The sequence below is a fragment of the Enterobacter sp. JMULE2 genome (assembly GCF_013337145.1).
GTDB classification, from domain to species: domain Bacteria; phylum Pseudomonadota; class Gammaproteobacteria; order Enterobacterales; family Enterobacteriaceae; genus Enterobacter; species Enterobacter mori.
This window is the reverse complement of record NZ_SGWD01000013.1, coordinates 203,468-215,551: the sequence shown is the minus strand read 5'-3', so window position 1 is coordinate 215,551 and position 12,084 is coordinate 203,468. Positions and strand designations below refer to the sequence as shown.

The 12,084-nt window shown below is 53.3% G+C and carries 8 protein-coding genes, 1 tRNA gene and 3 rRNA genes; 8 read left to right on the top strand and 4 right to left on the bottom strand.

Features of this window, described 5'->3' with window-relative positions:
* Positions 1-20: 20 nt before the first annotated feature.
* Both rbsK and rbsR read left to right on the top strand, forming a co-directional pair.
* On the top strand, positions 21-950 hold the full coding sequence (gene rbsK / locus EXW94_RS13240; protein ID WP_089598353.1) for a ribokinase: 930 nt from the start codon (positions 21-23) through the stop codon (positions 948-950).
* 3 nt (positions 951-953) lie between these two features.
* Complete coding sequence (rbsR, locus tag EXW94_RS13235; protein ID WP_108417221.1) at positions 954-1,946, top strand: ribose operon transcriptional repressor RbsR; 993 nt, start codon at positions 954-956, stop codon at positions 1,944-1,946.
* Here rbsR and mdtD read toward each other — a convergent pair.
* Positions 1,912-3,345 carry a multidrug transporter subunit MdtD gene (mdtD, locus tag EXW94_RS13230; protein ID WP_174340296.1) on the bottom strand — a complete coding sequence of 478 codons (1,434 nt, stop codon included), beginning with the start codon at positions 3,343-3,345 and terminating at the stop codon, positions 1,912-1,914. The two genes, rbsR and mdtD, sit on opposite strands and share 35 nt — an antisense overlap.
* Complete coding sequence (locus tag EXW94_RS13225; RefSeq protein ID WP_174340295.1) at positions 3,342-4,049, bottom strand: FadR/GntR family transcriptional regulator; 708 nt, start codon at positions 4,047-4,049, stop codon at positions 3,342-3,344. The genes mdtD and EXW94_RS13225 overlap by 4 nt, the downstream gene beginning before the upstream one ends.
* Before the next feature lie 454 nt (positions 4,050-4,503).
* On the opposite strand from EXW94_RS13225, the gene EXW94_RS13220 reads away from it, so the two are divergent.
* The 4 genes from EXW94_RS13220 (at position 4,504) to rrf (ending at position 9,490) form a co-directional block, all read left to right on the top strand.
* A 16S ribosomal RNA gene (locus EXW94_RS13220) occupies positions 4,504-6,043 on the top strand.
* Positions 6,044-6,128: 85 nt separating this feature from the next.
* A tRNA-Glu gene (locus tag EXW94_RS13215) sits at positions 6,129-6,204 on the top strand.
* A gap of 192 nt (positions 6,205-6,396) precedes the next feature.
* Positions 6,397-9,301: ribosomal RNA gene (locus tag EXW94_RS13210) — 23S ribosomal RNA — on the top strand.
* A gap of 73 nt (positions 9,302-9,374) precedes the next feature.
* Positions 9,375-9,490: ribosomal RNA gene (gene rrf, locus EXW94_RS13205) — 5S ribosomal RNA — on the top strand.
* Together the 16S, 23S and 5S rRNA genes with 1 tRNA gene alongside form the textbook arrangement of a ribosomal RNA operon.
* A gap of 99 nt (positions 9,491-9,589) precedes the next feature.
* Here rrf and mobB read toward each other — a convergent pair.
* The gene (gene mobB, locus EXW94_RS13200; protein ID WP_174340294.1) at positions 9,590-10,093 is read right to left on the bottom strand and encodes a molybdopterin-guanine dinucleotide biosynthesis protein MobB; all 504 of its coding nucleotides are present in this window, start codon (positions 10,091-10,093) and stop codon (positions 9,590-9,592) included.
* A complete protein-coding gene (mobA, locus tag EXW94_RS13195; protein WP_174340293.1) occupies positions 10,090-10,674 on the bottom strand; it encodes a molybdenum cofactor guanylyltransferase MobA in 585 nt (194 codons plus the stop codon). The genes mobB and mobA overlap by 4 nt, the downstream gene beginning before the upstream one ends.
* 68 nt (positions 10,675-10,742) lie before the next feature.
* Between mobA and EXW94_RS13190 the strand changes: the two genes are divergently transcribed.
* Together EXW94_RS13190 and EXW94_RS13185 are read left to right on the top strand one after the other, a co-directional pair.
* A complete protein-coding gene (locus EXW94_RS13190) occupies positions 10,743-11,012 on the top strand; it encodes a YihD family protein (protein ID WP_010436801.1) in 270 nt (89 codons plus the stop codon).
* A 75-nt stretch (positions 11,013-11,087) separates the two neighbouring features.
* Complete coding sequence (locus EXW94_RS13185) at positions 11,088-12,074, top strand: serine/threonine protein kinase (protein ID WP_174340292.1); 987 nt, start codon at positions 11,088-11,090, stop codon at positions 12,072-12,074.
* Positions 12,075-12,084 lie beyond the last annotated feature (10 nt).

The following is a 12,084-nucleotide window of genomic DNA, read 5'->3' as shown; positions in this document are numbered from 1 at the left end:
CTCAGATGGACAACCCAACCATGAAAACCGCAGGCAACCTCGTCGTCCTTGGCAGTATCAATGCCGATCACATTCTTAACCTTGAAACCTTCCCGACACCGGGTGAAACCGTCACGGGTAACCAGTACCAGGTGGCCTTCGGCGGTAAAGGCGCAAACCAGGCCGTCGCCGCCGGACGCAGCGGGGCGAATATCGCGTTTATCGCCTGTACCGGCGATGACGATACCGGTGAGCGCGTACGCAAACAGCTGGCGAGCGACAACATTGATGTTTCGCCAGTGAGCGTAGTCGAAGGGGAATCTACTGGCGTGGCGCTGATTTTCGTCAACGCGGAAGGTGAGAATGTCATCGGTATTCATGCTGGCGCTAACGCTGCGCTGACAACGGAGCGTGTAGAAGCGCAACGTGCAATCATTAGCGGAGCCGACGCCCTGCTGATGCAACTGGAGTCACCGGTTGAAAGCGTGTTGGCTGCCGCCAAAATTGCACATGAAAATCATACCACTGTCGTACTTAACCCGGCTCCAGCCCGTGTATTATCAGACGAGCTGCTGGCGCTGGTGGACATCATTACGCCGAACGAAACCGAAGCGGAAAAGCTGACGGGCATCCGCGTAGAAAATGATGACGATGCTGCGCGAGCCGCGGGTGCACTGCATGATAAAGGCATCGGCACCGTGATTATCACCCTTGGTAGCCGCGGGGTGTGGGTAAGTGCCAATGGCGAAGGCCGCCGCGTGCCGGGCTTTAAGGTTAAAGCCATCGATACCATTGCGGCGGGAGATACCTTTAACGGTGCGCTGGTGACGGCGCTGCTGGAAGGAAGAGCAATGGATGAGGCCATCCGCTTCGCACATGCTGCCGCCGCGATTGCGGTGACGCGTAAGGGTGCCCAGCCTTCCGTTCCGTGGCGTAAAGAGATCGATGAATTCTTAAGTCAGCAGGGGTAACGCTTGGCCACAATGAAAGATGTCGCCCGCATGGCGGGAGTTTCTACCTCGACGGTCTCTCACGTCATCAATAACGATCGCTTCGTCAGCGAGGCGATCCGGGAAAAAGTCGACGCGGCGATAAAAGAACTCAACTATGCGCCGTCGGCGCTGGCGCGCAGCCTCAAGCTTAACCAGACGCGCACCATCGGTATGCTGATCACCGCCAGTACCAACCCTTTTTATTCTGAACTTGTGCGCGGCGTGGAGCGCAGCTGCTTCGAGCGTGGCTACAGCCTGGTGCTGTGCAATACCGAAGGCGATGAGCAGCGCATGAACCGCAACCTGGAAACGCTGATGCAAAAACGCGTCGACGGGCTACTGCTGCTCTGTACCGAAACGCACCAGCCCTCGAAAGAGATTATCCAGCGTTATCCTTCTATCCCAACGGTGATGATGGACTGGGCACCGTTCGACGGCACCAGCGATCTGATTCAGGATAACTCCCTGCTGGGCGGCGATATGGCGACTCAGCACCTGATTGATAAAGGCCATACTCGCATTGCCTGTATTACGGGGCCGCTAGATAAAACTCCGGCGCGTTTGCGTCTGGAAGGGTATCTCTCTGCCATGGAACGGGCGGGGCTTGCCATTCCTGATGGCTATCGGATCACCGGCGACTTTGAGTTCAACGGCGGTTTCGAGGCGATGCAGAAACTGCTGGCGCAAAAGCCGCGCCCGCAGGCGGTGTTTATTGGTAACGACGCGATGGCGTTTGGTGCCTACCAGGCGTTGTATCAGGCGGGGCTACGCGTGCCGGACGATATGGCGGTGATTGGCTACGACGATATCGAACTGGCCAGCTACATGACGCCGCCGCTGACCACGATCCATCAGCCAAAAGATGAACTGGGCGAGCTGGCCATCGACGTGTTGATCCACCGTATGGCGCAGCCCTCGCTGCAGCAGCAACGTCTGCAGCTTACTCCTGTTCTGATGGAACGCGGTTCGGTTTAGCTTTCTCTTTGTGGCGTTCTTTAATCAGGTTTCGGCCGTCTTTCGGTTTTAACAGCATAAAGACCAGCGCCGACACCACGGTGAGTGCGCCCATGGTAATAAAGGTATAGTGGAACTGCTCAACGGTATTCGCGCTGTCGAAGCCTTCATAAAACCGCAGCACCGCCGCACTCACGGCAACGCCCAGACTTATCGATAATTGCTGTGTGACGGCCAGCACGCTGTTGCCGCTGCTGGCGTTCTCGTCAGTCAGGTCGGCGAGGGTGATGGTGTTCATCGACGTGAACTGCGTCGACATCGCCATGCCCAGCACAAACAGCGGCAGGATCAGCATCCAGACCGGCAACGCGGCGGACTGTAATGAGAACTGCGCAATCATCAGCCCGATAAACACCGTCACCCCAACCAGCGTCTTACGATAGCCAAACCAGCGCAGCACCTGCGTGACGGTTGATTTTGCCAGGATCGAACCCATCGCCGTGGGGGCCATCATGCAACCAGCAATCAGGGCCGGGTAGCCGAAACCGACCTGCAGCATCAATGGCATCAGGAACGGTACGCAACCCGTCCCCAGACGTGATGCAATGTTGCCTGCTATCCCTACGGAAAACGTTCGGGTGTTAAAGAGCCCCAGGGAGATTAACGGTGCCGGGTGACGGCGCGCGTGACGTATATAAAGAAGGAATAACAGAATACCGCCGAGGATAACGGAGAGTGCCATCCACGTCGCGACGATCTTCTCGCCAAACAACTCCATCCCGCTGGAGAACAGCACCAGGCTCAGGCCAAACAGGAAAAAGCCGCCCATGTCGAAGCTGCGTCTTGGCGTGGTGAAGTCCGGCATATACTTGCGGGCATAAAACAGGCCCGCCACACCAATCGGAATATTAATCAGGAAGATCCAGTGCCAGCTTGCCCAGGTGACAAACACCCCGCCGAGTACCGGACCCAGTATCGGGCCAACAAGACCTGGCATAGTGACGAAATTCAGCACCGGGAGTAATTCGCTGCGCGGATAGGCTCGCAATAACGCCAGACGCGCGACGGGCATCATCATCGCGCCGCCGATCCCCTGAAGCACGCGGAAGATAACCAGCTCCGTGAGGGAGGTTGAGAGCGCGCAGGCCAGAGAGCCGAGCGTGAAAAGCGTTACGGCCAGCATGAATATCTTACGGGTGCCGAAACGGTCAGCCAGCCACCCGCTCACGGGGATCAGCATCGCGACCGTCAGGGTGTAACTGATGATAGCGGACTGCATCGCCAGTGGGGAACGGTTGAGGCTTTGGGCTATCGCGGGAAGTGCGGTGTTAAGGATAGTGGCATCCAGTGCCTGCATAAAAAACGCCATGGCTGCAATCCACGGCAATCCGGCCATGCTGCGCGCTTTTTTCTTTGTCATTTAGTCACCTGCTGGTGGGTGGGCGCGGCCAGCAATGTCTGACACGCGCTCAGGGCCCGCTGCCCGTCGCTCTCCTGAATGGCGTCTACAATTGCCTGGTGCAGCTCCAGCTTCACCACTTCATCATGGGTAATAGAGGTAAAGTAAGTGTGGTACACCGAATGGAATAATGAAGCAAAGGAGGTCAGGAACGGGTTGGCGCTCATCGTATAAATATGTTCATGCCAGGCCATGTCAACTTCAACCCAGCGTTCGCGGTTAAAGTGTTTTTTCAGGTAGGCCATCTCTGCCATTAAGGTATTAAGCTGGGCTTTTTGTTCGGCAGTTCCGAGCGTGGCGGCGAGCAGACACGCCTGAGGTTCGAGGCTGCTGCGCATTACCAGAAAATGATCGACGACCTGATGGAAATTATCTTCAGTCATCCACCAGGAGAGTAGTTCCTGATCGAGGAAGTTCCAGTTTGCCTGAGGCATCACTCGCGTGCCAATGCGCGGACGCGGAAGCACCATGCCTTTTGCCGTTAACGTTTTCACAGCTTCGCGAACGGCTGTGCGGCTAACCCCAAATTGTTCTCCCAGTTCAATTTCGCCCGGCAGGATGCTACCCGGGGCATATTTACCCGCTAAAATCAGCTGAGCCAGCTTCTCTGCCAGTACATATGACAGGTTTTTTTGGGCTGCCAGCTGTTGTGCGCTTAAGGGCATCGCTTTTATTCCTTAATGATTCATGCTGATAAGTATGCCACCTCGGGTGTGATTGTGGTTGCAGATACATCAAATAGAACAATTTGTAGCTTGATTTCACCGGTATTGGTGAAAAAAAACACGGACAGAAACTTTTTTTAAATTTCCTCTTGTCACCTCAGAATAACTCCCTATAATGCGCCTCCACTGACACGGAACAACGGCACACACGCCGCCGGGTCAGCAGAGAAAAGCGAAAATAAATGCTTGACTCTGAAGCGGGAAAGCGTAATATGCACACCCCGCGCCGCTGCGAAAAGCGAAGCGGCACTGCTCTTTAACAATTTATCAGACAATCTGTGTGGGCGCTCAAAGTGACATGGATTCTTAATGTCTCCGGACAATAAATGAATACCAAGTCTCTGAGTGAACATACGTAATTCATTACGAAGTTTAATTCACGAGCATCAAACTTAAATTGAAGAGTTTGATCATGGCTCAGATTGAACGCTGGCGGCAGGCCTAACACATGCAAGTCGAGCGGTAACACAGGGAGCTTGCTCCTGGGTGACGAGCGGCGGACGGGTGAGTAATGTCTGGGGAACTGCCTGATGGAGGGGGATAACTACTGGAAACGGTAGCTAATACCGCATAATGTCGCAAGACCAAAGAGGGGGACCTTCGGGCCTCTTGCCATCAGATGTGCCCAGATGGGATTAGCTAGTAGGTGGGGTAACGGCTCACCTAGGCGACGATCCCTAGCTGGTCTGAGAGGATGACCAGCCACACTGGAACTGAGACACGGTCCAGACTCCTACGGGAGGCAGCAGTGGGGAATATTGCACAATGGGCGCAAGCCTGATGCAGCCATGCCGCGTGTATGAAGAAGGCCTTCGGGTTGTAAAGTACTTTCAGCGGGGAGGAAGGTGTTGAGGTTAATAACCTCAGCAATTGACGTTACCCGCAGAAGAAGCACCGGCTAACTCCGTGCCAGCAGCCGCGGTAATACGGAGGGTGCAAGCGTTAATCGGAATTACTGGGCGTAAAGCGCACGCAGGCGGTCTGTCAAGTCGGATGTGAAATCCCCGGGCTCAACCTGGGAACTGCATTCGAAACTGGCAGGCTAGAGTCTTGTAGAGGGGGGTAGAATTCCAGGTGTAGCGGTGAAATGCGTAGAGATCTGGAGGAATACCGGTGGCGAAGGCGGCCCCCTGGACAAAGACTGACGCTCAGGTGCGAAAGCGTGGGGAGCAAACAGGATTAGATACCCTGGTAGTCCACGCCGTAAACGATGTCGACTTGGAGGTTGTGCCCTTGAGGCGTGGCTTCCGGAGCTAACGCGTTAAGTCGACCGCCTGGGGAGTACGGCCGCAAGGTTAAAACTCAAATGAATTGACGGGGGCCCGCACAAGCGGTGGAGCATGTGGTTTAATTCGATGCAACGCGAAGAACCTTACCTACTCTTGACATCCAGAGAACTTAGCAGAGATGCTTTGGTGCCTTCGGGAACTCTGAGACAGGTGCTGCATGGCTGTCGTCAGCTCGTGTTGTGAAATGTTGGGTTAAGTCCCGCAACGAGCGCAACCCTTATCCTTTGTTGCCAGCGGTTAGGCCGGGAACTCAAAGGAGACTGCCAGTGATAAACTGGAGGAAGGTGGGGATGACGTCAAGTCATCATGGCCCTTACGAGTAGGGCTACACACGTGCTACAATGGCGCATACAAAGAGAAGCGACCTCGCGAGAGCAAGCGGACCTCATAAAGTGCGTCGTAGTCCGGATTGGAGTCTGCAACTCGACTCCATGAAGTCGGAATCGCTAGTAATCGTAGATCAGAATGCTACGGTGAATACGTTCCCGGGCCTTGTACACACCGCCCGTCACACCATGGGAGTGGGTTGCAAAAGAAGTAGGTAGCTTAACCTTCGGGAGGGCGCTTACCACTTTGTGATTCATGACTGGGGTGAAGTCGTAACAAGGTAACCGTAGGGGAACCTGCGGTTGGATCACCTCCTTACCTTAAAGAACCTGCCTTTGTAGTGTCCACACAGATTGTCTGATGAAAAGTAAATAGCAAGGCGTCTTGCGATTGAGACTTCAGTGTCCCCTTCGTCTAGAGGCCCAGGACACCGCCCTTTCACGGCGGTAACAGGGGTTCGAATCCCCTAGGGGACGCCACTTGCTGGTTCGTGAGTGAAAGTCACCTGCCTTAATATCTCAAAACTCATCTTCGGGTGACGTTTGAGATATTTGCTCTTTAAAAATCTGGATCAAGCTGAAAATTGAAACGACACACATGTTATGTGTGTTCGAGTCTCTCAAATTTTCGCAATTTGATGATGAATCGAAAGAAACATCTTCGGGTTGTGAGGTTAAGCGACTAAGCGTACACGGTGGATGCCCTGGCAGTCAGAGGCGATGAAGGACGTGCTAATCTGCGAAAAGCGCCGGCGAGGTGATATGAACCTTTGACCCGGCGATGTCCGAATGGGGAAACCCAGTGTGTTCCGACACACTATCGTTAACTGAATACATAGGTTAACGAGGCGAACCGGGGGAACTGAAACATCTAAGTACCCCGAGGAAAAGAAATCAACCGAGATTCCCCCAGTAGCGGCGAGCGAACGGGGAGCAGCCCAGAGTCTGAATCAGCTTGTGTGTTAGTGGAAGCGTCTGGAAAGTCGCACGGTACAGGGTGATAGTCCCGTACACGAAAGCACACTTGCTGTGAACTCGAAGAGTAGGGCGGGACACGTGGTATCCTGTCTGAATATGGGGGGACCATCCTCCAAGGCTAAATACTCCTGACTGACCGATAGTGAACCAGTACCGTGAGGGAAAGGCGAAAAGAACCCCGGCGAGGGGAGTGAAAAAGAACCTGAAACCGTGTACGTACAAGCAGTGGGAGCCTACTTGTTAGGTGACTGCGTACCTTTTGTATAATGGGTCAGCGACTTATATTCTGTAGCAAGGTTAACCGTATAGGGGAGCCGAAGGGAAACCGAGTCTTAACTGGGCGTTAAGTTGCAGGGTATAGACCCGAAACCCGGTGATCTAGCCATGGGCAGGTTGAAGGTTGGGTAACACTAACTGGAGGACCGAACCGACTAATGTTGAAAAATTAGCGGATGACTTGTGGCTGGGGGTGAAAGGCCAATCAAACCGGGAGATAGCTGGTTCTCCCCGAAAGCTATTTAGGTAGCGCCTCGTGAACTCATCTTCGGGGGTAGAGCACTGTTTCGGCTAGGGGGCCATCCCGGCTTACCAACCCGATGCAAACTACGAATACCGAAGAATGTTATCACGGGAGACACACGGCGGGTGCTAACGTCCGTCGTGAAGAGGGAAACAACCCAGACCGCCAGCTAAGGTCCCAAAGTCATGGTTAAGTGGGAAACGATGTGGGAAGGCACAGACAGCCAGGATGTTGGCTTAGAAGCAGCCATCATTTAAAGAAAGCGTAATAGCTCACTGGTCGAGTCGGCCTGCGCGGAAGATGTAACGGGGCTAAACCATGCACCGAAGCTGCGGCAGCGACACTATGTGTTGTTGGGTAGGGGAGCGTTCTGTAAGCCGTTGAAGGTGGCCTGTGAGGGTTGCTGGAGGTATCAGAAGTGCGAATGCTGACATAAGTAACGATAATGCGGGTGAAAAGCCCGCACGCCGGAAGACCAAGGGTTCCTGTCCAACGTTAATCGGGGCAGGGTGAGTCGACCCCTAAGGCGAGGCCGAAAGGCGTAGTCGATGGGAAACAGGTTAATATTCCTGTACTTGGTGTTACTGCGAAGGGGGGACGGAGAAGGCTATGTTAGCCGGGCGACGGTTGTCCCGGTTTAAGCATGTAGGCGGAGGTTCCAGGTAAATCCGGTACCTTATTAACGCTGAGGTGTGATGACGAGGCACTACGGTGCTGAAGTAACAAATGCCCTGCTTCCAGGAAAAGCCTCTAAGCATCAGGTAACATCAAATCGTACCCCAAACCGACACAGGTGGTCAGGTAGAGAATACCAAGGCGCTTGAGAGAACTCGGGTGAAGGAACTAGGCAAAATGGTGCCGTAACTTCGGGAGAAGGCACGCTGATATGTAGGTGAAGCCCCTGCGGGTGGAGCTGAAATCAGTCGAAGATACCAGCTGGCTGCAACTGTTTATTAAAAACACAGCACTGTGCAAACACGAAAGTGGACGTATACGGTGTGACGCCTGCCCGGTGCCGGAAGGTTAATTGATGGGGTTAGCGGCAACGCGAAGCTCTTGATCGAAGCCCCGGTAAACGGCGGCCGTAACTATAACGGTCCTAAGGTAGCGAAATTCCTTGTCGGGTAAGTTCCGACCTGCACGAATGGCGTAATGATGGCCAGGCTGTCTCCACCCGAGACTCAGTGAAATTGAACTCGCTGTGAAGATGCAGTGTACCCGCGGCAAGACGGAAAGACCCCGTGAACCTTTACTATAGCTTGACACTGAACACTGGTCCTTGATGTGTAGGATAGGTGGGAGGCTTTGAAGCGTGGACGCCAGTCTGCGTGGAGCCGCCCTTGAAATACCACCCTTTAATGGCTGGTGTTCTAACGTAGACCCGTAATCCGGGTTGCGGACAGTGTCTGGTGGGTAGTTTGACTGGGGCGGTCTCCTCCCAAAGAGTAACGGAGGAGCACGAAGGTTAGCTAATCCTGGTCGGACATCAGGAGGTTAGTGCAATGGCATAAGCTAGCTTGACTGCGAGAGTGACGGCTCGAGCAGGTGCGAAAGCAGGTCATAGTGATCCGGTGGTTCTGAATGGAAGGGCCATCGCTCAACGGATAAAAGGTACTCCGGGGATAACAGGCTGATACCGCCCAAGAGTTCATATCGACGGCGGTGTTTGGCACCTCGATGTCGGCTCATCACATCCTGGGGCTGAAGTAGGTCCCAAGGGTATGGCTGTTCGCCATTTAAAGTGGTACGCGAGCTGGGTTTAGAACGTCGTGAGACAGTTCGGTCCCTATCTGCCGTGGGCGCTGGAGAATTGAGGGGGGCTGCTCCTAGTACGAGAGGACCGGAGTGGACGCATCACTGGTGTTCGGGTTGTCATGCCAATGGCATTGCCCGGTAGCTAAATGCGGAAGAGATAAGTGCTGAAAGCATCTAAGCACGAAACTTGCCCCGAGATGAGTTCTCCCTGACCCTTTAAGGGTCCTGAAGGAACGTTGAAGACTACGACGTTGATAGGTCGGGTGTGTAAGCGCAGCGATGCGTTGAGCTAACCGATACTAATGAACCGTGAGGCTTAACCTTACAACGCCGAAGGTGTTTTGGCGAAGAGACAGACACGATATTTTCAGCTTTGATACAGATTTAACAGAATTTGCCTGGCGGCTTTAGCGCGGTGGTCCCACCTGACCCCATGCCGAACTCAGAAGTGAAACGCCGTAGCGCCGATGGTAGTGTGGGGTCTCCCCATGTGAGAGTAGGGAACTGCCAGGCATCAAATAAGTAGAGAGGCCATCCGCAAGGATGGCCTTTTTGCGTTTCTGGAGCACCGAATGTTGTAGGCCGGGTAAGGCAAAGCCGCCACCCCGCAAGTCAGACCGCACTCCACGCCACAATAAATTCCGCAATTCCATCCACGTCATTTAAATCCAGCACCGGAACCTCAAGCGGCAATACAACATCACTGGCCACCGCAATTACATGCTCATCCAGCGTTAACTCACTAACATCATGCCCGGCATCGCTCCTGAATAGCAGGATCTTCGCCACAGCCTCGTGCTTAAACCCCTCAACCAGCACCAGATCCAGCGTGGAGTGATCCATCCGGCTGACCAGATACGCGAGATCCAACGGCGCCTCATCCGGGGTTTCTGTCATCAATGCCCAGCGCTGAGTGCTTGCCACCATCGTTTGTGCCGCACCCGCTTTACGCAGCTCAAAGCTGTCTTTACCGGGCGTATCGACATCCATATTATGATGCGTGTGCTTAATCAAACCTGGACGAATACCTCTGGCGCACAGTGCAGGTATCAGCTTTTTGAGTAACGTGGTTTTCCCGGTACCACTCCAGGCGGAAATTGCTAAAACAGGTGTCATTTCTTCTCCTGCAGTGCCTGCAAATCTTCTGTCGTATTCACGTTCACAAATGCTGGCTTCACATCGCTAAAATCAACCGGATGTCCGCCTGCCTGCCGCATAAACACCATCACCCTTCTTTCTCCAGCAGCCAGGTAAGCCTGCAGGTCAGAAACTAACGATATATGAATCAGGGCGATCGTCGGATGATCGCGCTCACCGTCATGTGCCCAAACCACGGGCGAGTCACCGCGCTGTTGTACCATGCGTTCTACCAGGCAAGCCGGAATAAAGGGTGTATCGCAGGAGCAAAAGAGAAACCACCCCCCCTTAGCCTGCTGCATGACCGAGAGCATCCCAGCAAGAGGCCCAGGATAATCTGCCAGGTTATCCTGATAAACGGGGAATCCGCTGCGTTGGTAAATAGCGATGTGACGATTAGCACTGAGCGTGATTGTCGACACCTGATCTGCAAGCCTGTCAGCGACATGCTGCCATAAGGGCTTTCCATTCAGCAGCTGTAGCCCCTTATCTTCTCCGCCCATTCGGGTCGCTCTGCCACCGGCCAGAACGACACCGATGATTTTCTGGCATTCATTCACTAATATCGCCTCTTTTATTGTGGGATTGACCCTGCTAACGTGTCTCTCTAAATGAAAGGAGCACCACCATGAAATGTAAACGTCTGAATGAAGTTATTGAACTCCTCCAGCCAGCCTGGCAAAAAGAGCCAGAGCTGAATCTGATGCAATTTTTACAGAAACTGGCGAAAGAGTCAGGTTTTGACGGCGAGCTGACAGACCTTTCTGACGACATCCTGATCTACCACCTTAAAATGCGTGATTCAGCCAAAGATGCTGTTATTCCTGGTATTCAGAAAGATTATGAGGAAGATTTTAAAACCGCATTGCTGCGTGCGCGTGGGGTAATTAAAGAGTAAAAGCTTGTAAGCGGAGCCACCGAAATCGCCACAAGATGATATCCTGAATCATTCGTATAATTTCCGGATGATCGGATGAACGACCAGGCTTTTACTTTCCAGACATTACACCCGGATACCATTATGGACGCCCTGTTCGAGCAGGGTATTCGGGTGGATTCTGGGTTAACCCCGTTAAATAGCTACGAAAATCGCGTCTATCAGTTTCAGGATGAGGAGCGCCAGCGCTTCGTTGTAAAGTTCTATCGTCCTAAACGTTGGTCTGCAGAACAAATTCAGGAAGAGCATCAGTTTGCCCACGATCTGCTGGATGACGATGTTCCCGTTGCTGCGCCCTTGAAATTTAACAACCAAACGCTGCTTACCCACGAAGGTTTTTATTACGCCGTATTCCCAAGCCTGGGCGGGCGTCAGTTTGAAGCTGATAATATCGACCAGATGGAATGGGTTGCCCGCTACCTGGGGCGCATTCATCAGACGGGACGCAAAAAGCCGTTTATTGCCCGCCCGACCATCGGTATTCAGGAATACCTTATCGAGCCACGGCAGGTATTCGAAACCTCGACACTTATTCCTGGTGGATTAAAGGATAAATTCCTTAGCGCGACCGACAAACTTATTGAGGCGGTGAAAGCCTGTTGGCGTGATGACATCTCCACGCTGCGTTTGCATGGAGACTGCCATGCTGGCAATGTTCTCTGGCGCGATGGCCCACTGTTTGTCGATCTCGATGATGCTCGCATGGGGCCAGCGGTTCAGGATTTGTGGATGCTGCTCAATGGTGATAAAGCCGAGCAGAGAATGCAGCTTGAAACCATTATTGAAGCGTATGAAGAATTTAGCCCCTTTAATTCAGACGAAATTGCCTTGATAGAGCCTTTACGTGCGATGCGTTTTGTTTATTATCTCGCATGGTTAATCAGGCGTTGGGATGATCCCGCATTTCCCCGAAATTTCCCGTGGCTTACCGGAGAGGATTACTGGCGCAGCCAGATATCCGCATTTACTGAGCAGGTTAAGGTTCTACAAGAACCCCCTCTGCAATTAACGCCGATGTATTAATTGGACACAC